The sequence below is a fragment of the Pannonibacter sp. genome, assembly GCF_051860505.1.
GTDB lineage: Bacteria > Pseudomonadota > Alphaproteobacteria > Rhizobiales > Stappiaceae > Pannonibacter.
Genome location: NZ_JBHYDX010000019.1, coordinates 26,050 through 48,834, shown reverse-complemented (window position 1 = coordinate 48,834; position 22,785 = coordinate 26,050). Strand labels below are relative to the sequence as shown.

Sequence of the window (22,785 nt, the reverse complement as noted above, 5' to 3'; positions counted from 1 at the left end):
TTTCATGGGCAAGTCTTGTCCAGGTCAGGGCTGCTTGGAACCAGCTCAAAGACTAGACCAGTCCGAGCCGCCTGTCCAAATCGGCGCGGATGTCGGCCATGGCCGCGAAGGGACCGCCGGCAAGGCTCAGACGGGCGGGGACATCGACAAGGCTGGCGCCCGCGCGGCCATAGCGGGTCTGGACGAAGTCGGCAACCCAGTCACGCTGCTGCGCAAGATAGCGGGTCGCCCCCTTGCCGCTGGATGTGAGATAGGCCTGGTGGCGGGCAATGGCCTGCATCAGCTCCGCCGTTCCCTTGTCCTCCGCCGCTGAAACGGTCAGCACGGGCACCGTCCAGTCCTGGCTGGCAAGGCGCGACAGGCTGAGCGCGCCCTCAACATCGGACTTCGCCCGGGCGGCGGCCGCACCCATGTCGGCCTTGGTGACGACGATGATGTCGGGCAGCTCCATGACGCCGGCCTTCATGAACTGAAGACTGTCGCCGGAGCCGGGCTGGATGCACAGGACAAGCGTGTCGACGGCAAAGGCCACATCCGCCTCGGACTGGCCGATGCCAACCGATTCGACGATGACCTGATCCCGCGCGGCCCGGAACAGGGCAATGGCGGCAATGGCGTGGTCGGACAGGCCGCCGAGACGATCCCGCGCCGCCATGGAACGCACGAAGATGCCCTGATCTTCCGGATCGGTGGCAAGCCGCGTGCGGTCGCCCAAGAGCGCCCCGCCGGTAAGCCGCGAGGACGGGTCCACCGCCAAGACGCCGACCGTGTCGCCACCCGCACGAAAGCCACGGATCAGCGCATTGGTGAGCGTCGACTTGCCGACGCCCGGGGGGCCGGTGAGGCCCAGCGCGCGGCCGGAACCTTCTGAGACCGCAAGATCGAGCAGCGCCGCCAGACCGGCGCTGCCTTCCTCTGCTTCCAGGCGCGACAGGGCACGGGACAGCGCGAGCTTGCCGCCCTGCCGCAGAAGGGCGAGTGCCTCCCCTGCCCCATCGCTCATGACGTCAGCTTCGCTTCAGCGCCGCCTGCGCCGCCGCCAGACGGGCAATCGGCACGCGGAACGGCGAGCAGGAGACGTAATCGAGATCGACGCTTTCGCAGAAGTGGATCGACGACGGGTCGCCGCCATGTTCACCGCAGATGCCGAGCTTGATGTCCGGGCGGGTCTTGCGGCCACGCTCCACAGCGATGCTGATCAATTCGCCGACGCCGTCACGGTCGAGCGAGACGAAGGGATCCTGTTCGATCAAACCCTTCTGCTGGTAGGTCCCGAGGAACGACGAGGCGTCATCGCGCGAGATGCCGAAGGTGGTCTGGGTGAGGTCGTTGGTGCCGAAGGAGAAAAACTCCGCCGCCTCCGCAATCTCGCCGGCGCGCAGGGCCGCGCGCGGCAACTCCACCATTGTGCCGACCTGATAGTCGATGGCGCTGCCGGTTTCGCTTGCCACCGCCTTGGCCATGGCATCGATGCGGCCACGCACCAGGTCCAGCTCGGCCTTGAGGCCCACCAGCGGCACCATGACTTCCGGCACAACCGGGGCGCCGGTGCGCTTGCCGGCTTCGACCGCAGCCTCGAAGATGGCGCGGGCCTGCATTTCAGCGATTTCCGGATAGGACACCAGCAGACGGCAGCCGCGATGGCCGAGCATCGGATTGAACTCGGCCAGTTCCATCGCCCGCTCGCGCAGCTTGTCAGCGGAGACGCCCATAGCTGCTGCCACTTCGGCGATCTCGGCGTCCGAATGCGGCAAGAACTCGTGCAGTGGCGGGTCGAGCAGGCGGATGGTGACCGGCAGCCCCTTCATGATCTCGAACAACTGGACAAAATCATTGCGCTGCATCGGCAAGAGCTTGGCAAGGGCGGCGCGGCGTCCCTCCTCGGTCGAGGACAGGATCATTTCACGCACGGCAAGGATACGCTCGCCGTCAAAGAACATGTGCTCGGTGCGGCAAAGGCCAATGCCCTCGGCGCCGAACTCACGGGCGACACGGGCGTCGGCCGGGGTTTCGGCGTTGGCGCGCACCTTCATGCGGCGGCCAGCATCGGCCCAGACCATAAGCTTGGCAAAGTCGCCGGACAGGGACGGCTGCAGCATCGGCACCTCACCGATCAGCACCTGGCCGGTCGAGCCGTCGATGGTGACGACCTGCCCCTTGTCCAGCACCTTGCCACCTGCACTGACGGTGCCATTGCGGTAGTCGATGCGCAAAGCCCCGGCGCCGGAGACGCAGGGCTTGCCCATGCCGCGCGCCACCACGGCGGCATGCGAGGTCATGCCGCCGCGGCTGGTGAGGATGCCCTCGGCCGCGTGCATGCCGTGAATATCCTCAGGCGAGGTTTCCACGCGCACCAGGATGACCTTGCGGCCAGCGGCCTTGGCCTGCTCGGCTTCTTCCGAGGTGAAGACGATGGCGCCGCAGGCCGCACCCGGCGACGCCGGCAATCCAGTGACGAAGATATTGCGCTCGGCCTTCGGATCGATGGTCGGATGCAGCAGCTGGTCCAGCGCGGAGGGTTCAACGCGCAGCACGGCTTCCTTTTCGGTGATCAGGCCTTCAGCGGCCATGTCGACGGCAATCTTCAGCGCCGCCTTGGTGGTCCGCTTCCCCGAGCGGGTCTGCAGCATCCACAGCTTGCCGCGCTCGATGGTGAACTCCAGATCCTGCATGTCGCGGTAATGGGCTTCCAGCCGGTCGCAGATGCGGATGAACTCGGCATAGGCATCCGGCATCAGCCGTTCCATCGAGGGACGATCGGAGGCCGCCTCGATGCGGGCCTTTTCGGTGATGTCCTGCGGCGTGCGGATGCCGGCGACCACGTCCTCACCCTGGGCATTGACGAGGAACTCGCCATAGAGCGCCTTCTCGCCGGTGGAGGGATTGCGGGTGAAGGCAACGCCGGTGGCAGACGTCTCGCCCATGTTGCCGAACACCATGGCCTGGACGTTGACGGCGGTGCCCCAGCTGGCGGGAATGTCATGCAGGCGGCGGTAGGTCTGGGCGCGGGCGGTCATCCAGGAGCCGAACACAGCGCTGATGGCGCCCCACAACTGCTCCATCGGATCCTGCGGGAACGGACGGCCCAGTTCCTCGGCAACGAGATCCTTGAAGCGCTCGATGATGCCGGCAAGCTCGGCCGCGGAAAGTTCGGTGTCGAGCACATGCCCGGCCTCGTCCTTCACCTCCTGCAGGATTTCCTCGAAGGAATGATGATCAACGCCCAGCACCACGTCGCCATACATCTGGATAAAGCGGCGGTAGCTGTCATACGCGAAGCGTTCATCGCCAGAACTCTGCGCGATCGCCTTGACGGTGTTGTCGTTGAGGCCAAGGTTTAGAACCGTGTCCATCATGCCCGGCATGGACACGCGGGCACCCGAGCGCACGGAGACCAGCAGCGGATTGACCGTGTCGCCAAAAGCCCGGCCGGTCAGGCGGCCGATATCGGCAAGCGCGGCCTCCACCTGGGCAGAAAGATCAGCCGGATAGGTCTTGTCGTGGTCGTAATACCAGGTGCAGACCTCGGTCGGAATGGTAAAGCCCGGGGGAACGGGCAGGCCCAGATTGCTCATTTCGGCAAGGTTTGCCCCCTTGCCACCGAGCAGGTTCTTCATGCTGGCATCGCCTTCCGCGGCACCATTGCCAAACCCATAGACCCACTTGGACATTTCCGCCTCCGCCCTTACAGCAGGTCCTGTCGGTCCCTGCCGGTCACTTCAGGTCCGGAACCGGCAAAGCCGGTGCCCGGAGCAGGCGTATTCCTGCTACGTCAAGGGGGGGCGACACAAGCCTTTTTTGCACTGCAACCGACCAAAGCCTGCAACAGCCGGCTTGGTAATTGGTCTACCATGCACAGGGATTTGACCACGGGTTTGTAGCGACCGGAATACAGTTGCTTGCCGCATCGCCACAAACCCGCCACTGTCATCTGAGTTCACTGGACAGGCTTGAATCGGTCCGGCTCCGGCCATGCGTCCGATACGCATGTCCTGCGAGGTTACCTGCGAGGATCAATGAAGAACGTCATCGCCGCGCCGAGGAAACTCCGGCTGATTTCCCGCTTCCGCCTGCGGGGGCTGCTGACGACCGCGCTGGTCGCCCTTGCCATGCCGGCCCTTGTGGTGCCGGCCCTCGTTGCGCCGGTGCATGCGTCACAGACTGCCGAGCCGGTCCGCCCGGGGACGCCGGATGATCTGAACATCACCCAGTCAGGCAGCTACCTGTCCGGCCGCCTGGCCACCCGCGTGAAGGACTTTGCGTCCGCCGCCGCCTTCTATGAAGAGACCCTGGCGACGGATCCGCAGAACCCGTTCCTGTTGGAACGCACCTTCATGCTGAAGATGGCCAATGGCGAGATCGACTTTGCCGGTGAACTCGCACTTGATCTCGATGCACTGAAACTCGGCAATTTTCTCGGCTACCTGGTGACGTCGGTCAACCTGGCGCAGGACAAGAAGTTCCGCTCGGCGGCCTCGGCGCTGAAGAATGATCCGGGCGGCGGTCCGCTGGCCGAACTGACGCTGACCCTGGCCAAGGCCTGGATGGAAGCTGGAGCCGGCGAAGTCGACAAGGCCCTGTCGCGGATCGATGGCCTCAAGGGTCCGGAGTGGTTCGACGTGTTCAAGGCCAATCATGCGGCCCTGATCGCCCAGAACGCCGGCCGGCCGAAACTGGCGCTGGAGCGGATCGAGACGGCCTATAACGCAGACCGGGGCGCGCTGCGCGTGGCCGATTCCTATGCGCGTCTGCTGGCCACCAATGGCAAGAAGAAGGAAGCGCTTGCGGTTCTGGCCGAATATGACGAGATCGTTCCCGGCCATCCGCTGCTGAAGGCCAGCCGCGAGGCAATCGAGTCCGGCAAGAAGATCCCCCCGCTGGTCAAGAGCCCGCTGCTCGGCGTCGCTGAACTTTTGAACGGTCTCGGGTCGGCCATTGGCCGGGATGGCGCCGAGGAACTCGCCGCCGCCTATCTGAACCTGTCGCTCTATCTCAATCCGGACGCCGACTTTGCCGCCATCGCGCTCGGCGGTCTCTATGAGCGGATGAACAACCCGCAGCGCGCCATCGAGGCGCTGGAACAGGTGCCGGAGACATCGCCGCTGAAGCGGGATGCGGAAATCCAGATTGCCCTGAACTTCAACGCCATGGAGCAGGTCGACGAGGCCCGGGCGCATCTGGAGGCGCTGATCAAGCAGGATCCGAGCGACCTGGAGGCGGTCACATCGCTCGGAAACGTGCTGCGCGCGCACAAGATGTTTGCCGAGGCGGAAAAGGTCTATTCGGACGGCATCGCCACGTTGACGGATGTCGAGGGCCAGCACTGGACCCTGTTCTACTACCGGGGCATCTCCCGCGAGCGGCTGAAGCAGTGGGATGGCGCGGAAGCGGATCTGCGCAAGGCGCTGGAGCTCTATCCGGACCAGCCGATGGTGCTGAATTACCTTGGCTATTCACTGGTCGACCAGAACCTGAAGCTGGATGAAGCGCTGGGCATGATCAAGAAGGCCGTCGCCTTGCGCCCGAGCGACGGCTACATCGTCGACAGCCTGGGCTGGGCCTATTACCGCCTTGGTCGTTTTGAGGACGCCGTCGAGGAACTGGAACGCGCCGTGGAACTGCGACCCGGCGACCCGACGATCAACGACCATCTCGGCGATGCCTACTGGAAAGTCGGACGGCGGTTGGAGGCGCGGTTCCAGTGGAACCATGCCCGCGACCTGAACCCGGAGCCGGAAGACCTGCCAAAGATCCTCGACAAGATCGCCAATGGCCTGAAGGAAGACCCGACGACCCCGACGGCCGCCAACACCAGTGGCAATGGCGGCTGAGGCTGCAATGGGCGACAGGGACGCGAGCCCGGAGGCACGGCGCGGGCCGCCGCCGCCCCGGGTGCAACTGGCGCGGGCCAAGGTCAACCTCGCACTGCATATCACCGGCCAGAGGGCGGATGGCTATCATCTGCTCGACAGTCTGGTGGTGTTTCCGGCCATTGGTGACGTGCTTTTGGCCGAACCGGCGGATCGCCTGCATCTCACCATCGAGGGGCCTTTCGGGACCGAGTTGAAGGATGAGGACCCGGACAGCAACCTGGTGCTGCGCGCCGTGCGGGCGCTGGCAAAACGGCTCGACATGGCCGAGCCGGCCTTCCATCTCCGCCTGACAAAGCGTCTGCCGGTCGCCTCCGGCATTGGTGGCGGGTCCGCTGATGCCGCCGCAGCCCTCCGGCTGATGGCCCTGCATATCGGCGTCGACGTGCCCGAGGCGGTGCTCGCCGACATTGCGGCCGGGCTCGGTGCGGATGTCCCCGTTTGCCTCAGCCAGAGCGCCCGGCGCATGCGCGGCATCGGCGAAGAGCTGTCGCCCGTGCCGAAACTGCCGCAGCTCGGCCTGGTTCTGGTCAACCCGCGCCAGAAGGTGGCCACACCGGATGTGTTCAAGGCGCTGCAGACCCGCAACAATGCAGCCCTGCCGGACCTGCCGGATGACTTTTCCGAAGCCTTTTCCAGCTCTGACATGCTGTTGGATTACCTCAGCAAGGCGCGCAATGACCTTGAAGCGCCAGCCATCTCGATCTGTCCGGCCATCGGCGAGGTTCTGACAACCCTGAAGGCCGACCCGCGCATTTCCCTTGCTCGCATGTCCGGATCCGGAGCCACCTGCTTTGCCCTATGCGCGGCGGCTGAGGTTCAAGGGCTGGTCAGCGACCTGTCGCGCGGCCACCCCGGCTGGTGGGTGGCGGGAAGCCCTGCGCTGCAGGCGTGACGTCGTGACCAGCCTAACAGGTCCCGGCACGAGGCCGGGACGGCGCACAATCTGATTCAAGCCGAAACAGAGGGCGCTAAGTCAGCTAACGCGGGCGATGCAGAACTCGACGGCATCCGCCAGCGCCTGGCGATGCGGCGTCTCCGGCAGGGCGTCGAGGGCTGCCAGGGCGCTGGCACCGTAATGGCGGGCGCGCAGAACGGTCTCCTCGATGGCCCCATGCTGGCGCAGCAGGGCAATCGCATGGTCGAGATCGCCGTCGCGGATGTCGCCGGCTTCGAGGCAACGCTTCCAGAAGGCGCGGTCTTCATCGGACCCGCGTTCAAGCGCCACCACCACCGGCAGCGTGATCTTGCCTTCGCGGAAGTCATCGCCAACCTGCTTGCCGAGGTCAGCAGAGGAGCCGCCGTAGTCGAGGGCATCGTCGACGAGCTGGAAGGCGAGGCCCAAGTCCATGCCGTAACGGCGGGCGGCGGCGCGGATGGCGTCGCTCTCACCGGCGATGACCGGACCGACTTCGGCAGCCGCAGCAAACAGCGCGGCCGTCTTGGCCTCGATGACCTTGAGATAGGCCGCTTCGCTGGTCTCGATGTTCTTGGCCGCGCCGAGCTGCATCACTTCGCCCTCGGCGATCACCGCAGAGGCCTCGGCGAGAATGCGCAGGGCTTCGAGCGAACCGACGTCGACCATCATCTTGAAGGCCTGGCCGAGCAGATAATCCCCGACCAGCACGCTGGCCTGATTGCCCCAGAGCTTGCGCGCGGCGAGCTTGCCGCGGCGCATGTCGCTTTCATCCACCACATCATCATGCAGCAGCGTCGCGGTGTGCATGAACTCGACGCTGGCCGCCAGGATGACATGGCCATTGCCCGCGTAGCCGAACATGTCGGCAAGGGCGAGCGTCAACATCGGCCGGAGCCGCTTGCCGCCGGAATCGATCAGATGCTTGGCGATCACCGGGATCAGTTCGACATTCGAGCCGGCCTTGGACAGGATCAGTTCGTTGACCTTCTGCATGTCGGCGGCAACGAGGTCCACGAGAAGCTGGATGCCCGGCTGGGCGCGGCTTTTATCCGGTGCGGAAGCGACAAGGGCTGCCAAATGCACTCTCCCAACGGGTCTGGCGAGGGGTCAGGTTTTGGCGGACAATAGGCACCTCGGCGGTCCGGGGCAAGGGAGCATTCACTTGACAAACCGTTGAACAGACTTGTCCACGACGCAGCAGGCAGCATAAAGCTTGGGACTGCCGTCACGCCTGCCGGCCAACACCTCGCCAAGGACCGGGAAGATCATGGAAGAACTGCTCAGAACCAATGATCCCGTGATCATTTCTGTCGTTGGCTCGCTGCTGGGCCAGGCGGGAATCGCGCATTTTGTCGCGGATGGCAACATGAGCATCCTTGAGGGCTCGCTGGGCATCATTCCGCGCCGGGTAATGGTCGACAGCGACGACATCGACGCGGCCCGCCGGCTGATGCGCGACGCCGATCTCGGCCATGAATTGAGCGATCCACGCAAATGACGAGCGACGCCGCGCCTGCGACGACGCGGGATGCTTTTCTGGGTGGTCTTGTCACGGTGGAACAACCGGCCAAGGGTCGGCACCGCGCCGGGCTCGACGCAGTCTATCTCGCTGCTGCCCTGCCCGATGACACGACAGGCCATGTGGTGGATCTGGGCGCCGGCGTCGGCACTGCCGGTTTCTGCGCCGCGGCCCGGCTTGGCGATATCACTGTGACCCTGGTGGACAACGACGCCCTGGTGCTGGACCTGGCGCGCAACAGCCTGACCGATGCGCTCAATGCCGCTTTTGCATCACGGGTGCAGGTGCTCGCTGCCGACATCACGGCGAGGGGCGCTGAGCGCCACGCCAGCGGCCTGACGCCCGGCCTGGCCGATCACATCATCATGAACCCGCCCTACTACCCGGCCCGCCAGTTCCGCTCCTCACCGGCGGGAGCAAGGGCACAGGCGCATATGCTGGATGAGAGAGGCCTGGAGCCCTGGGCCAGGACTGCTGCCGACATCCTGCGCGAGGGCGGATCACTGACCATGATCTTTCGCGCCGATGGTTTGCAGGAGGTGCTGGATGTGCTGCAGGGCCGCTTCGGGGCCATTGATGTGATCCCGGTGCGGCCCCGCGCGGATGCAGCCGCCACACGCATCCTTCTGCGTGCCATCCGCGCCAGCCGTGCGCCGCTGCGCCTGATGCCGGGTTTCGTGCTGCATGAAGGCGAGGGCTCGCAATTCCTGCCCGAAGCCCGCGCCGTGATGCGCGATGGCAAGGGGCTGGGATTGCAGCCAAGGTCGTGAGTGGCAGATTTGGGGTCAAACACCGCAGCCACCAAAACTCTCCCTTAGATCTTGTGACAAGGATGCTTCACCAGCGCCACGGCGTCGAAGACGAAGCAGCCCTGATTGCACGAGAAATACCAAGGAGTACGCGCATGTCGGAAACCGATCCGCTTATCCAGGCCCGCCAGCACATCGAGAAGCACCTGATCAAACGGGCCTCGACCGATGCTGCCTTCCGCGAGTTGCTGAAGTCCAACCCGCATGCGGCGATCAAGGACCTGATCGGCACCGACCCGATCCCGTCCTACAAGATCACCGTCATCGAGGAAGCTCCGGGCGAGGCCGTTCTCGTGCTGCCGCGCTCCATCGCACAGGACGAACTGCCCGACGAACTCCTCGACCTTGCATCGGGCGGCACCAGCTTCTCCGCTTTCGTCCTCTATGGCCCCCCTTACCCGAAAGGCCAGGGCTGCAAGAAGTGAGACAACGGGACTTCACCTGCATCGGCCAGGTGAAGTCCGCCTTCTTTTTCGAGATCAGGAGTTTGATCCCATCGCCTGGTCCGCCAGACTGTTTGGCGGCAGAGTGTTGGGCGTTAGGCTGACGGGCAGAGCCAAGGCTTTGCCTCAGACTGCAGACAAACCTGTAACCTCTCCATCGTCATCCTCGGCCTTGTGCCGAGGATCTACGCAAATCAATGGCTTGCAGATGGTCGGGACAAGCCCGACCATGACGGAAGAGAAAAAACCTGCTGTGTCATCAACAACAGGCAGAGCCAAGGCTCTGCCTGTCTGCACATGCATCCGCCGACGTCAATGGATGAGGAATTCGCCCTTGGCGTAGCGCACGTCCATCGGGCCGATCAGGTCCTTGTGGGCGACGCGGACAGAGAGGATCATCGCCTCGATCTCACGCTCCCAATAGGCAAGGAAGCGGCGCAACTCGGGAAATTGCGGCGCCTTGTCCTCGGTCTGCCAGAGAAAACTCTGCAAGAGCGCCGGATGGTCGGGCATGCGGTACAGGATTTCGGCGGTCAGAACGCCATAGCCAGCGAACTGGCGGCGGAAACTCTCACTTGCCTGCATGGATCACCTCATGACGTGGTTGCCACATGGAAAGTGTCACGCCAGCAAAGTAAACAGACAACTAAAAAAGCAATATATCACCTTAAAGTTCAATACGTTAGCAGCAGGCCTCCCTGAGTGCTGCCAGATGTTCAGTTACCGATCGGCCCGCCGAGGGACTTCAGATAGGCAACAAAGGCGTTGATCTCCTCCGGCTCCAGCATCAGTTCCGGCATATTCTCATGGCCGGCAACAATGCCCTCGGCAAGGCTTTCCTCCAGTTGCTCGACCGGGTAGCGCTTCCACAAGTCGCGGAAGGCCGGGGCCGTCACCATCGGGCTTGTATCGTCGCGGCCAAGCGCATGGCAGACAGCGCAATTGACTTCGGCAATCCCCCGGCCAAGTTCCACGGCCTTCAGGTCCGGTGCAGCATCCGGCTGCGGTGTCGTTGCAGCCGTGACATTGCCCCCTGTCAGGGCCAGTGCAAGACCAAGCACCAGCAACGCGCCGCCTGTGCGGCCGATTTCGAATCGCATGAACTTCTCCCCGTCATCCTGCGGCGAAGGTGGGTGGTACGCACCGTCGCAGCAAGTCCGGCAAAACCCCGAGGCAAGACCGCGCCGGCCCCGACATGTCCCGGCCCTGAGACGGTTTCAACCGCGCCGTCGCATTCACTGCTGCCCAAGTTCGATGCCGCCTTATATGCTGGACGGGCGGGAGTGCCCGCCAACAGCTGCCCGCCCCTTAGACCGGGAATGGACGGCAGCGACACATGCCGGGAGACCTTATGACGCCGACCCCTCACGCGCCCAGCGCCCTGCCCGCCTCCATCGATGCCACCCTGGCGCTGCTGACCGGCGGCGGCTATGTCGCCGACCGGGCTTTGGCGACCGTGCTGCATCTGGCCTTGAAAATGGGCCGGCCGCTGTTTCTGGAGGGCGAGGCCGGCGTCGGAAAGACCGAGATCGCCAAGGTTCTGGCGGCGACCCTCGGCCGCGACCTGATCCGCCTGCAGTGCTACGAAGGGCTCGACATTTCCGCCGCCGTCTACGAGTGGAACTATGCCGCGCAAATGGTGGAGATCCGCGTTGCCGAGGCCTCCGGCGACACCGACCACAGCGCCCTTTCGCGCTCCATCTTCGACGAACGCTTTCTCATCAAGCGCCCGGTGCTCAGGGCATTGGAACCTTCGCTGAAGGGACCGCCGGTGTTCCTGATCGACGAGTTGGACCGCGCCGACGAGGCCTTCGAGGCCTTCCTGCTGGAAGTGTTGTCCGACAACCAGGTGACGATCCCCGAACTCGGCACCATTCGCGCGGACGAGCCGCCGATCGTCATCATCACCACCAACCGGACCCGCGAGATCCATGACGCGCTGAAGCGGCGCTGCCTCTATCACTGGGTCGACTATCCGGATGCGGAGCGGGAACTGGCCATCGTCCGGGGCAAGGTCCCCGGTGCCTCGGAACGGCTGACGGCGGAGATTGTCGCCTTCGTCCAGCGCCTGCGCGCCACCGAAGACCTGTTCAAGCAGCCGGGCGTCGCCGAGACGCTGGACTGGGCCACGGCGCTAACGGAACTGAATGAACTGGCGCTGGATCCGGACATGGCCTCCGACACGCTGGGCGTGCTGCTGAAATACCAGGATGACATCGAGCGGGTGCGTGGCTCACGCCTGCGCCAGATCGTCGAGGACATCCGCAAGGAAGGCGCCCGCGACCTCGGCCAGCGCCCGGCCGGCGGGGCCTGAGCCGATGGCAATCGCGGGACCGGCGACGACAGACGCAGACCGGCGCGGACGGATGGTGGAGAACATCGTCCATTTCGCCCGCACCCTGCGCCGCGCCGGACTGCCCGCCGGACCGGCCACCGTGGTGGAGGCGGTGCGCGCGGTCGAGGTGAGCGGCATCGAGAGCCGCGACGACCTCTACTGGACGCTGCATGCCCTGTTCGTGCAGAAGCGCGAGCACCGGGTGCTCTTCGACGAGGCCTTCCGCATCTACTGGCAGAGCCGCGGGCTGATCGAGAAGATGCTGGCGATCCTGTCGCCCGTCGCACCGCCGCGTGCCGCCCCGGAAAAGGCCAAGGCCGGCCAGACCCGGGTGTCCCAGGCCTTCCAGGCCGCGCGCGAGCGGCGCGAGACGCTGGCCGAGCAGCCCGAAGTGGAGGTGGATGCCCGCTTCACCGTTTCGGGCCGCGAGCTCTTGCAGGCCAAGGACTTTGCCCAGATGACCGCCGCCGAGATCGCAGAAGCGAAGGCGGCGCTGAGGGCCATGCGGATCCCGAAGGACAAGATCCTGCACCGCCGCCGTGTCGCGGCCCCGCGCGGCCAGATCGACCCGCGCCGCACGTTGCGGGCGTCCCTGCGCGCGGGCGGTGCCATCATCGACCTGAAGCACCGGGCGCGGCAGGAAAAGCTGCCGCCCATCGTGGCGCTCTGCGACATTTCCGGGTCGATGAGCCAGTACAGCCGCATCCTCCTGCATTTCCTGCATGGGATGACGGAGACCCGGCGCGACGTGCACACGTTCCTCTTCGGCACGCGGCTCACCAACGTCACCCGCTCGCTGCGCATGAAGGACCCGGACGAGGCGCTGGAGGCCTGCTCGGCCGGTGTCGCCGACTGGTCCGGCGGCACGCGCATCGCCACGGCGCTGCATCTCTTCAACCGCAACTGGTCGCGCCGGGTGCTCTCCGGCGGACCGACGGTGCTGCTGATCACCGACGGGCTGGAGCGGGAGACCGACGAGGATCTTGCCCGCGAGATGGACCGGCTGCACCGCTCCTGCCGCCGGCTGATCTGGCTCAACCCGCTGCTGCGCTTCGACGGTTTCGAGCCCAAGGCCCGCGGCATCCGCGCCATGCTGCCGCATGTGGACGAATTCCGCGCCGTCCATTCGCTGGAGGCAGTCACCGATCTGGTGAAGGTCCTGTCGGGAACCGGCAACACGGACGCGAAGGTTGATCCCAGAGCCTGGCTCGGGGTGCGGTAGCCAACTTTGCCAAGCTACTGCAGGCCCTGAGATTCTATTCCCCTACGAGAACAAATCTCCTTTTGCACCTTGAAACCCGTCCGGCTCAGGTGGTTACTGGGCTCCTGCCTGCGCAGGAGCGACGAGTAGCAAGCCGGGACGATTGCCGTCGTTTTCACGGTGCTTGGAGCCGAAGGGCTTTCGGTCGTCTCCATGCGCCCGGCAAGCCAGAGGGAAAGGAGACTGCTGTGACCAGACCTCGGAAACCTCCACTCCGGCCCGCGCCATCCCTTGACACGGATGCACCAGAGGCAAGCGAAACGGAACTTGCCGCCGCACGGCCCTTTGCCGAGGTGTTTCCAGACCTCGCCGCCGCTATGCGCAAGAACCTTGGCGGTCGCCCGAAGGCAGACACGGTAAAGCTGCCAGTGTCCTTGCGACTGGACGCAGATGTGGTCGATCATTTCCGGCAGTCCGGCGCGGGCTGGCAATCGCGCATGAACGCCGCACTTAGGAAGGCCGCCGGTCTCGACTGACCGGCTGCAGGCCTCGTCAGAACACCCAGCCCCAAACGAGCGGCAAGAGCAGCGCGGTGGCAAGCGCATTGAGGCCCATGGCAAGGCCGGCGAAGGCGCCTTCGAGATCGCTCATCTGCAGGGCGCGCGCCGTGCCGATGCCATGCGCGGCCGTACCGATGGCGAGCCCGCGCGAGGCCGGATCGCGTACGCCGAGGAGGGTCAGCAGCAGCGGGCCCAGCGCGGCACCGATCACCCCGGTGATCATCACCAGCACGGCCGTGAGCGAGGGCAGTCCGCCGAGCTTGTCGGCGATGCCCATGGCAACGGCCGCCGTAACCGACTTCGGGGCCAGCGAGGCCAGAATGTCCGGCCCTGCCCCGAAGAAGGCACCGATGGCTACCGCCGTTGCCGCCGCCACCGCGCCGCCGGTGAGCAAACTGACCGTGATGGCAAGGGCCGAGCGCCGCACCCGTTCGATCTGACGGTAGAGCGGCAACGCCAGCGCAACGGTGGCCGGCCCAAGCAGAAAGTGGACGAACTGCGCACCCTCGAAATAGGTGCTGTAGTCGGTGCCGGTGACGAGCAACAAGCCGACCAGCAGCAGAACGGCCAGCAGCACCGGATTGGCCAGCGGGCTGAACCCGGCCCTGGCCGAGATCCACATGCCGCATTGATAGGCGATCAGCGTCATGGTCAGCGCCGTCAGCGGGCTGGCGGCGAGATAGACCCACAGCTCGGTCAGGCTGGCCGGGGCGCTCATGGCCGGTCTCCCGTCTCGCCCCCGCCCTCACCCGCACGGGCGCGCTGGCGCCGGGTGAGCCAATGCATCAGGAGGCCGGTGACGGCGATGGCAAACAGCGTGCTGCCGAAGAGGGCCGCGCCCAGCGCCTTCGCCTCGCGCGCGATCAGCCCCATATGCAGCACGACGCCGACGCCGGCAGGAATGAACAGCAGCGACAGGTTGGAAAGAAACGCATCCCCCACCCGCGTCAGCCCCTCCGGAATGCTGCCCCGGATGACAAGCCCGGCAAACAGCAGGATCATGCCAATCACCGGCCCCGGCATCGGCAGGCCAAGCCCGACGACAATCAGCTCGCCCGCGAGCTGGCAGACGAGAATGACAGTGAGATAGAACAACATCGCCCGCTCCGGCCCCTTCAGGAATCAAGGCTCCAGAGTGTCCGGGCCAGCCGTCGGGCACAAGGCGGCAATGGAGCGCGGGGAGCGTCCGCCATGGTCAGCTGCCCGCCTTACGGCAGGGCTACGACCGGCGTGTTGACGGCGACGCGGTGGAACAGGTCGGCGATGTCGTCGTTCAGCATGCGGATGCAGCCGTAGGAGACCGGGCGGCCGATGCTGTCGGGGCGATTGGTGCCGTGAATGGCAAATTCGCCGCCGGACAGGGTCAGCGCGGCGATGCCCATCGGATTGTTGGGCGCGCCGCCGGGAATGCGGTCCGGCAAGGACGGGATGTCGCGCTTCACCTCGGCCGGCGGGATCCAGGCCGGCTTGACATATTTGCCGTCGACATAGGTCTGGCCGGTCCAGCTCTTGCCGCGTTTGCCGACCGCGACGGGATAGGCGAGCGCCCTGCCCTGCCCCACCACAAGATAGAGCCGCCGCTCGCCGTTGCGCACGACGATGGTGCCGGGGGCAAAACGCGGGTCCTCGAAATGCACCAGCGTGCCGCCGGCATGGGCCGGATTGACCGTTGCCGCGCCAAGACCGAGAAGACCGAACAGCGCCAGACATGCGCCATATGAAACGAGGCGAAGCCTCCGTCCACCGCGATTTTCTGCCATTGCCATTCGCCGCCTGAACCAGACAAGACCTGCAGCAACACTAGCAGTGCCCCGTCCGGGCGGCACCCGGCGGCGGGCAAATTCTGAACAAAGGGTTAATTGGTGACATCCGCAGGACGGAAGGCGCCGTCGCGCCAGTCAAAGAAGGCATAGCCCGGCATGTCCGCATCCCCGTCCGGAGTGAAGGCGACAGGGCCGATCACCGTCTCGAACCGGCCCTGCTGCAGGGCCGCTGCGACCTCGGCAAACTCCGTGTTGCCGGCCTCAGTGACCGCTGCAGCATAGAGTTCAAGTGCAGCATAGGCCGGCAAGGTATAGCCGAGCGCCTCGTCCTTGCGCGCGCGCAGGCGCTCGACGATGTCCTGGGCGGCGGCAAGTCCGGTGGCATCTGGCAGGAAGCTGACGCGGATGCCGCTGGCAGCATCACCGGCGGCGGCACCATACTCCGTCCCCATCACCGCATCGCCGGCGATAACCGGAACAGTCAGTCCGATCCCGGCGAGCGCGGCCTTGAAGTTGCCTGTATCGGCGGCGTGGGCAGCAATGAAGACGGCGTCGATGGTCTCGCCCTTCAGCGTGGAGGCAAGGCCGCGAAAATCCTTCTCACCCGGCTCGAAGGTCAGGTTGACGGCCTCGCGCAGTCCGCCGGCGTTGATCTTTTCTTTCACCGCATCGGACAGTGCCTTGCCATAGGCGCTTCGGTCGGCAATCAGCGCGATGCGCTGCGTGCCGAATTCCTGGAGCAACAGATCGGCCAGCGCTGTCGCCTGTGCGTCCTCGCGCCGCGCCAGACGGAACAGGCCAGGTCCGGCGCGATCCTCCGTCAGACGGGGCGACAGGGTCGCCGGGCTGATCTGGATGATCCCGGCCTCGGCATAGACCTTGGCGGCGGCCAGCGAGGCGGTCGAACAGACGTGACCGACCACAAGACGAACCTTGCGGCCGACGAGCTGGTTGGCGACGGCCTCGGCCTTCTTCGCCTCGCAGCCGTCGTCGACGGCCTCGACCTTCACCTTCTCGCCGGCAATGCCGCCACGGGCGTTGAGATCAGCGATGGCCTCGCGAACACCGGACAGGAGCTGCTGGCCGAGCGGAGCGAAGGGCCCGTTAAGGGGCGCGGCCACGCCGACGGCGATCTCCGCCATTGCAACGGGTGCCCAGAGGCTTGCCAGAACCACACCTGCCGCCGCGATCCCCCGCTTCATCCCGTACCAACCTTCAATCACCTGCCGGCCTCAATCAACTGCCGGGCAATGCCGGCGGGATTCCGATGTTCGGTGCCTTACGTACCATCCTGCAGGGCAAACCGCTGCAGCAAGCCATGCTTTTTTTCACCGCCAGGACGGTTTAACGCAACCAAAACGACGGGCCAGGGTGCAAGTTCGGCAAGGCCGCGTTATATCCTTGCCGCCATACTGGCTTCTGTCGCCGATTTTCTGACCGATGCTGTGTCGGATGACTGCGCTGCCCCCGTGCCGAGCTTGCTGCCAGGCCACATTTTCGCGCGTTGAGCGCAAGACGCAAGGGAAAGACCTTTTCGCCCATGTCTGCTCCTAAAAAGCCTGCTCCCATCAAGCCTACTTCCAAGCCTGATCCGATTGCGCTGGCACATGGTGCCGCCGCCCTGCCGGCGCTCGACCTGGCCCGCTTCCGCGAGGCGATGAGCCGAATCGCCACCGCTGTCCATGTTCTGACGACGGACGGCACCAGCGGACGCTGCGGCGCGACTGTCTCTGCTGCCTGTTCGCTGACCGACGCGCCACCGGCGCTGATCGTCTGCGTCAACCGCTCCAGCCGGATCCATGCCGCCGTGACGGAGAACCGGGTGTTCTGCCTCAACACGCTGGCCGGACACCAGAGCGCATTGTCAGACACGTTTGCCGGCCGCCATGGTGCGGACATGGAGCCACGCTTTGCCAGCGCCGAATGGATCACCGGCGCAACCGGGGCACCCGTGCTGGTCGGCGCATTGATGAGCGCAGATTGCAGCCTGATGCAAAGCCACGATGTCGGCTCGCATTCGATCTTCATCGGCGCGCTGAAGGATGTGCGGTTGGGCGAGGCACACGATGCCCTGATCTACAAGGCCCGCGCCTATCACAGCCTCTGAGGTGCTGACCGGGCGATGATTCTCCCGCAGAACAGGCATTTGCTGGAGTTCAGGTGTCCTGCAACTGGGGCACGGTCTCTATGCAGCCGGTGGCAGGACTATCGCATGTGTGGGCCAGACGGTTTTGAGGCCTCGAAGCCCCCCTCCCCCGGGGGGGGGGGGGGGGGGGGGCACGTGAGTGCCGTTCGATCACCAAGCGTCTGAAGAACGCCTGGTCAGAAAAGTAAGTGGATGGATTTAGGTCCGCGGCCCCCCCCCCCCCCCCCCCCCCCCCCAACCCCCTCCCCACGAGGGGGAGGGGAGCTTCGAGGCTCCCACAAGGTTGAACTGTCTCAGTTCTGTCCCTTCCATAGCCCATTTGCCGGCCTTCATATGCAATCGCCCTACCCCTCGTGAGGACCGGCGGAGAGCCCTTTGGAGCTTCACGCTTCAAAACCTCGCACCTCCCCTTGCACCCCGGTCAAAAGCCGATCAGGCTTGAGGCGTCCGGAGCCTTGGCTGTTGTCAGGTCCGGCTGACGGAGGACCGCGATGCCGGGATTGAGTGACACGCTGCGCAACCTCATCACCGACGTGCCCGGGATGTCCGTGGGCTGGGCCGATGATCTTGACCTGAAATCCGGCGTCACAGTCATCCTGCCCGATCAGCCGGCGGTGGCCTCGGTCGCCATTCATGGCGGCGCGCCTGGTACGCGCGAGATCGCGCTGCTGGAACCCGAGCAAACCGTGGAAGCCGTCGATGCCATCGTGCTGGCCGGCGGATCGGCGTTCGGCCTTGATGCTGGCGCGGGCGTGCAGGGACGGTTGGCGGAAATGGGGCGCGGCTTTCAGGTCGGTCCGGTGCGCGTGCCAATCGTGCCCTCGGCGATCCTGTTCGATCTCCTCAACGGCGGCAACAAGAGCTGGGGCGACATGGCCCCCTATCGCGACCTTGGACGCGCGGCACTCGACACGGTCTCACGCGATTTCCCGCTCGGCTCGCACGGCGCCGGCTGCGGTGCGACGACGGCCAACCTCAAGGGCGGGCTCGGCTCGGCCTCGATCCGGCTGGAGAACGGGGTCACGGTTGGCGCCATCGTTGCCGTCAATGCGCTGGGCCGGGCAACCGTTGGCGATACGCGGCACTTCTGGGCCGCCCCTTTTGAGCGCAACGGCGAGTTCGGCGGACTGGGTTATCCCACCCCCCTGCCCGAAGACGCCGTCAGCGTGCGAACCAAGCTTGACGCGCTGTCTGCTGGCGCGAACACCACGATTGCCGCCGTCGCCACCGACGCGATCCTGACCAAGGCGGAAGCCAAGCGCCTTGCCGTGATGGCCCATGACGGCCTCGCCCGGGCGCTGTGGCCGGCGCATACGCCGCTGGATGGCGATCTGGTGTTCGCAATCTCGACGGGCCAGAAAAAACTGGAGCGTCCGATGGCGGACATGGTGCAGCTGGGTGCTGCCGCCGTCTCCACCCTCGCCCGCGCCATTGCCCGCGGCATCTACCACGCCACACCGGCACCGGGCGATCCGGTGCCGACCTGGAGGCAGCGCTTCGGCTAGAGACTTATACCAAGCCGCTGAGATGCTGACGCATCACGCCTTGAAAATGCTCAATCGCCGCACGGGCTTGACCAACTCTCGGTGAGTCAAGCTCACCGAGAGTTGGTCCTACTCCGCCGCAGCCATGAAGCCTTCCGAGCCGTTGCCGGTGACGAGCTTCTGCATCAGCTGGGCGCGCTTGGCCTCGGCCTTGGCGAGATTTGCCTCCTTCACCGGGCCAAAGCCCCGCACCAGATCCGGCACGCGAGCGATCTCCACCAGAAGGCCGTAGCTCGCCGTGCCGAGGTGACCGGTCAGAACCGCGACATCGGCGCTGTAGCTGTCGAGCAGCGCCCGTTCCGCCTTGCGCTCAGCGTTGTAGCCGAAGATGTCGAGTTTGCTGCCGCGCAGCGACTTGAACTTCGACAACAGGCGGAAGGCGGTGAAGATCCATGGGCCGAAGCCGATCTTGGCCGGACGGCCGGTCTTCGGATCCTTGCGATGGGCCAGAAGCGGCGGGGCCAGCAGGACCTTCAGCTTCTTCGGATCATCGAACTGCGCCAGCAGCTTCGCCTTGAAGGCCGGATCGGCATAGAGGCGGGCAACCTCATACTCGTCCTTGTACGCCATCACCTTGTAGAGCATGTCGGCAACCGTCTCGGTGAGACGGAAGGTGCCCGGGCCATGGGTCGCGTCGGCCTTGCGCAGGTCGCCAACCAGCGTTGTGAAGCGGTCGGCATAGGCAGCGTTCTGGTAGGCGGTGAGTTCCCGGGCGTAGCGGGCGATCTTCTCGTCCAGCGTCTCGGGTGCCGGCTTTTCCTGGCCCGGCAGGGCGGACAGGATCTTCGCCGGATCGGCGGCCAGCACGCGCCCGGCGCGGAAGGCCTTGATGTTGCTGGCAACAGACGCGCCGTTCAGCTCCAGCGCGGCCTCGATGGCTTCGGCATGCAGCGGCAGGCCGCCGGCCTGATAGGCCATGCCGACCAGCATCATGTTGGCGTAGATGGCATCACCGAAAAGCTTCTCGGCAACGCTCGCCGCATCAATCGGCAGGCAGGCGCGCGAGGCGGCTTCCAGCGACTTCAGCATCCGCGCCTCATCGAAGGACAAGGTCTGCTTCAGCACGAACTCGGCCGTCGGCGCCACGCGGGTATTGGCCACGCTCAGCATCACCGGACGGTTGGCCAGCGCCAGCTGTTCGGCATTGGTGGCCACGACCATGTCGGAGGCGATCAGCACATCCAGCGCGGCCGTGGGTACGCGCGGTCCCTCGATGCCCCGCTCAAGCGAGGCAAAACGCACATGCGAGGTCACCGGGCCACCCTTTTGCGCCAGACCGGTCATGTCCAGCGTCGAGGCCTGGATGCCATCCAGATGCGCGGCCATGGCAAGCACGGCGGAGATGGTCGTCACGCCCATGCCGCCAATGCCGGCGACGAGCAGGTTGCGGGTGCGTTCAAGCCCCGGCAGCTCGACCTTAGGCAAGTCCGCCAGCATGGCGTCAATGTCGAGGCCCTTGGTGGTCGCCTTGCGCAGCGCCGCACCGCCAACTTCGACGAAGGACGGGCAGAAGCCCTTCACGCAGGAGAAGTCCTTGTTGCAGCTCGACTGGTTGATCTGGCGCTTTTCGCCGAAGGCCGTCTTCAGCGGCTCGACGGAGAGGCAGTTGGACTGAACCGAGCAATCGCCGCAGCCCTCGCAGACGCGGTCGTTGATGAACAGGCGCAGATCCGGATCGGGGAAGGTGCCCTTCTTGCGGCGGCGGCGCTTTTCGGCTGCGCACGTCTGGTCATAGACGATGACGGTGACGCCCGGCACGGTCTGGAACCCGCGCTGCACATCCATCAGGAGATCGCGGTGCACGACCTCAGTCAGCGGAGCAAGATCACTGCGGCCGATATAGGCATCGGGGTTCTCGGAGACGACGGCAATGCGGTCGACGCCTTCGGCCTCAAGCTGCCGCGTGATTTGCGGCACGGTCAGGGTGCCATCATGCGGCTGGCCGCCGGTCATGGCGACAGCGTCGTTGTAGAGGATCTTGTAGGTGATCGGCATCTTCGAGGCGATGGACTGACGGATCGCCAGAATGCCGGAATGGAAATAGGTGCCATCACCCAGATTGGCGAAGACGTGGGTGTCGTTGGAGAAGTCCTTCTGGCCGACCCACAGCACACCCTCGCCGCCCATGGCGATCTGGCCATCGGTGGTGCGGCCAGCCTGCTCCGTCATGGCATGGCAACCGATGCCCGGCAGCGAGCGGGAGCCTTCCGGCGTCACGGTTGACGACGAATGCGGGCAGCCGGAGCAGAAGTACGGCACGCGGGCGGCGCGCTCCGCATGGCCCTGGGCCCACATCACCTGCATCGTCATCTTGTCGCTGACGGCGCGCATCTCGTCGCTGACAAAGTCCTCCGGCAGGTACTTCAGCAAGGCCTGCAGGATTTCAGCGACCGACAGTTCCAGCACATCCGACAGGAACGGCGAGCCGTCCGGCGTACGCTTGCCCCAGATCAGCGGGCGCGAGCCTTCCGGCCAGTGATAGGAGATCGACTTGATCTGCTGTTCCATGAAGGCCCGCTTGTGCTCGACAACGAGCAGCTTGGACAGGCCACGACCGAATTCGGTGAAACTGTAGGGCTCCAGCGGCCAGGGCATGGCCACCTTGTAGACGGCAAGCCCTATATCGCGGGCGCGGGCCTCGGTGATGCCGAGGAGGTCCAGCGCCTGCAACAGGTCGCGGAAGGCCTTGCCGGTGGCAACGATGCCGAAACGCGGACGGCTTGCACCGAAGGCAATGCCATCGAGCCGGTTGGCGCGAACATAGGCTTGAGCCGCCGGGATGCGCACATCGCGCAAGAGACGCTCGGTCTCAAGCCGGTTGCCCAGCATCAGCACGCGGTTGAGGTCCTGCTCGGCCCAGGGATCGCTGTCCGGGCGCAGGAATGTCAGCCGCTGCGGCGCAACGGAAATGGTCGCAGACGCGTCCATCGTGTCGGCAAGGCAGATCATTGCGGTCCATAGACCTGCATGGCGCGACAGTTCGAAGCCATGCAGGCCGTAGTCGAGGACTTCCTGGATATCGGCCGGATTGAGGATCGGCATTTCAGCGTGTTCGAAGAAGAACTCGCTCTGCGCCGGAAGGATCGAGGACTTGGCAAGGTGGTCATCGCCGGCCAGGGCGAGGACGCCGCCATTGCGATCAACACCCGAGGCATTGGCCTGCTTCAGCACGTCGCCGGCCCGGTCAACGCCCGGGGCCTTGCCATACCAGATGCCGAAGACGCCGTCGAAGCTGGAGCCGCGCCCGTGCTGGCGCACCTTCTGCGAGCCCCAGACGGCGGTGGCGCCGAGTTCCTCGTTGACGCCGGGCTTGAACACCACGTCATGAGCAGCAAGATGCCGGCGCGCCCGGGTCAGCTCGGTGTCGTAGCCCGCCAAAGGGGAACCGCGATAGCCCGAGATGAAGCCTCCCGTCTTCAGTCCCGCGTCCCGGTCGAGGCGCTTGCGATCCAGCGCCAGTCGCACCAGCGCCTGGATGCCGGTCAGATAGATGCGGCCATCGAGTGCGGCAAATTTATCGTCCAGCGTTACGGACTTGCGAGCCTGATCGTCGCGTGTGACGATGGGTGCATAAACGTTCATCGGATCCCCTCCTCGGCCAGATTGACGACGCTTTTCAGCCCTCGCCGACCCACTGCCTCTCGAGGAACCAATATCGTCCTTTTCCACGGCAAGT

At 65.3% G+C, this 22,785-nt stretch carries 20 protein-coding genes; 10 read left to right on the top strand and 10 right to left on the bottom strand.

What is annotated here, in order from left to right:
* Window positions 1-52: 52 nt before the first annotated feature.
* Complete coding sequence (gene meaB, locus ACTIFE_RS14210; RefSeq protein WP_439529816.1) at window positions 53-1,003, bottom strand: methylmalonyl Co-A mutase-associated GTPase MeaB; 951 nt, start codon at window positions 1,001-1,003, stop codon at window positions 53-55.
* Window positions 1,004-1,007: 4 nt separating this feature from the next.
* Entirely contained in the window at window positions 1,008-3,671 is a 2,664-nt protein-coding gene (ppdK, locus tag ACTIFE_RS14205) for a pyruvate, phosphate dikinase (protein WP_439529815.1), read from the bottom strand.
* Window positions 3,672-4,016: 345 nt separating this feature from the next.
* Between ppdK and ACTIFE_RS14200 the strand changes: the two genes are divergently transcribed.
* Together ACTIFE_RS14200 and ACTIFE_RS14195 are read left to right on the top strand one after the other, a co-directional pair.
* Entirely contained in the window at window positions 4,017-5,831 is a 1,815-nt protein-coding gene (locus tag ACTIFE_RS14200) for a tetratricopeptide repeat protein (RefSeq protein WP_439529814.1), read from the top strand.
* Window positions 5,832-5,838: 7 nt separating this feature from the next.
* Entirely contained in the window at window positions 5,839-6,765 is a 927-nt protein-coding gene (locus tag ACTIFE_RS14195) for a 4-(cytidine 5'-diphospho)-2-C-methyl-D-erythritol kinase (RefSeq protein WP_439529813.1), read from the top strand.
* Between the two features lie 81 nt (window positions 6,766-6,846).
* On the opposite strand, the gene ACTIFE_RS14190 is transcribed toward ACTIFE_RS14195, so the two are convergent.
* On the bottom strand, window positions 6,847-7,782 hold the full coding sequence (locus ACTIFE_RS14190) for a polyprenyl synthetase family protein (RefSeq protein ID WP_439529856.1): 936 nt from the start codon (window positions 7,780-7,782) through the stop codon (window positions 6,847-6,849).
* A gap of 274 nt (window positions 7,783-8,056) precedes the next feature.
* Here ACTIFE_RS14190 and ACTIFE_RS14185 point away from each other — a divergent pair, with 274 nt between their 5' ends.
* The 3 genes from ACTIFE_RS14185 to ACTIFE_RS14175 all read left to right on the top strand — a co-directional run bounded on the left by ACTIFE_RS14185 (window position 8,057) and on the right by ACTIFE_RS14175 (window position 9,542).
* Window positions 8,057-8,287 (top strand): putative signal transducing protein, encoded by a 231-nt coding sequence (locus ACTIFE_RS14185; RefSeq protein WP_439529812.1) that lies wholly within the window; start codon window positions 8,057-8,059, stop codon window positions 8,285-8,287.
* Complete coding sequence (locus ACTIFE_RS14180) at window positions 8,284-9,078, top strand: tRNA1(Val) (adenine(37)-N6)-methyltransferase (RefSeq protein WP_439529811.1); 795 nt, start codon at window positions 8,284-8,286, stop codon at window positions 9,076-9,078. Before ACTIFE_RS14185 ends, ACTIFE_RS14180 begins: the two co-directional genes overlap by 4 nt.
* 134 nt (window positions 9,079-9,212) lie before the next feature.
* Window positions 9,213-9,542, top strand: a complete 330-nt coding sequence (locus ACTIFE_RS14175) for an NHLP leader peptide family natural product precursor (protein WP_439529810.1) — start codon at window positions 9,213-9,215, stop codon at window positions 9,540-9,542.
* A 330-nt stretch (window positions 9,543-9,872) separates the two neighbouring features.
* Here ACTIFE_RS14175 and ACTIFE_RS14170 read toward each other — a convergent pair whose 3' ends face one another.
* Window positions 9,873-10,145 carry an usg protein gene (locus tag ACTIFE_RS14170; protein ID WP_439529809.1) on the bottom strand — a complete coding sequence of 91 codons (273 nt, stop codon included), beginning with the start codon at window positions 10,143-10,145 and terminating at the stop codon, window positions 9,873-9,875.
* A 131-nt stretch (window positions 10,146-10,276) separates the two neighbouring features.
* Window positions 10,277-10,660: a c-type cytochrome gene (locus ACTIFE_RS14165; RefSeq protein WP_439529808.1), complete on the bottom strand. Its 384-nt coding sequence runs from the start codon at window positions 10,658-10,660 to the stop codon at window positions 10,277-10,279.
* A 251-nt stretch (window positions 10,661-10,911) separates the two neighbouring features.
* Between ACTIFE_RS14165 and ACTIFE_RS14160 the strand changes: the two genes are divergently transcribed.
* The 3 genes from ACTIFE_RS14160 (at window position 10,912) to ACTIFE_RS14150 (ending at window position 13,632) form a co-directional block, all read left to right on the top strand.
* Window positions 10,912-11,874, top strand: a complete 963-nt coding sequence (locus ACTIFE_RS14160) for an AAA family ATPase (RefSeq protein ID WP_439529807.1) — start codon at window positions 10,912-10,914, stop codon at window positions 11,872-11,874.
* A gap of 4 nt (window positions 11,875-11,878) precedes the next feature.
* On the top strand, window positions 11,879-13,117 hold the full coding sequence (locus tag ACTIFE_RS14155) for a vWA domain-containing protein (protein ID WP_439529806.1): 1,239 nt from the start codon (window positions 11,879-11,881) through the stop codon (window positions 13,115-13,117).
* Between the two features lie 227 nt (window positions 13,118-13,344).
* On the top strand, window positions 13,345-13,632 hold the full coding sequence (locus tag ACTIFE_RS14150; protein WP_439529805.1) for a BrnA antitoxin family protein: 288 nt from the start codon (window positions 13,345-13,347) through the stop codon (window positions 13,630-13,632).
* A gap of 16 nt (window positions 13,633-13,648) precedes the next feature.
* Here the strand turns inward: ACTIFE_RS14150 and ACTIFE_RS14145 are convergent, their stop codons facing one another.
* The 4 genes from ACTIFE_RS14145 to ACTIFE_RS14130 all read right to left on the bottom strand — a co-directional run bounded on the left by ACTIFE_RS14145 (window position 13,649) and on the right by ACTIFE_RS14130 (window position 16,621).
* Complete coding sequence (locus ACTIFE_RS14145; protein ID WP_439529804.1) at window positions 13,649-14,374, bottom strand: LrgB family protein; 726 nt, start codon at window positions 14,372-14,374, stop codon at window positions 13,649-13,651.
* Window positions 14,371-14,754 (bottom strand): CidA/LrgA family protein, encoded by a 384-nt coding sequence (locus tag ACTIFE_RS14140; RefSeq protein WP_439529803.1) that lies wholly within the window; start codon window positions 14,752-14,754, stop codon window positions 14,371-14,373. The genes ACTIFE_RS14145 and ACTIFE_RS14140 overlap by 4 nt, the downstream gene beginning before the upstream one ends.
* A 110-nt stretch (window positions 14,755-14,864) precedes the next feature.
* A complete protein-coding gene (locus ACTIFE_RS14135; RefSeq protein ID WP_439529802.1) occupies window positions 14,865-15,416 on the bottom strand; it encodes a L,D-transpeptidase in 552 nt (183 codons plus the stop codon).
* Window positions 15,417-15,511: 95 nt separating this feature from the next.
* Window positions 15,512-16,621, bottom strand: coding sequence for a branched-chain amino acid ABC transporter substrate-binding protein (locus tag ACTIFE_RS14130; RefSeq protein WP_439529801.1), 1,110 nt, complete (start codon window positions 16,619-16,621; stop codon window positions 15,512-15,514).
* 338 nt (window positions 16,622-16,959) lie between these two features.
* Between ACTIFE_RS14130 and ACTIFE_RS14125 the strand changes: the two genes are divergently transcribed.
* On the top strand, window positions 16,960-17,526 hold the full coding sequence (locus ACTIFE_RS14125) for a flavin reductase family protein (RefSeq protein WP_439529800.1): 567 nt from the start codon (window positions 16,960-16,962) through the stop codon (window positions 17,524-17,526).
* Window positions 17,527-18,056: 530 nt separating this feature from the next.
* Window positions 18,057-19,070, top strand: a complete 1,014-nt coding sequence (locus ACTIFE_RS14120) for a P1 family peptidase (RefSeq protein ID WP_439529799.1) — start codon at window positions 18,057-18,059, stop codon at window positions 19,068-19,070.
* A gap of 108 nt (window positions 19,071-19,178) precedes the next feature.
* Here ACTIFE_RS14120 and ACTIFE_RS14115 read toward each other — a convergent pair whose 3' ends face one another.
* The gene (locus ACTIFE_RS14115; protein ID WP_439529798.1) at window positions 19,179-22,691 is read right to left on the bottom strand and encodes an indolepyruvate ferredoxin oxidoreductase family protein; all 3,513 of its coding nucleotides are present in this window, start codon (window positions 22,689-22,691) and stop codon (window positions 19,179-19,181) included.
* Window positions 22,692-22,785 lie beyond the last annotated feature (94 nt).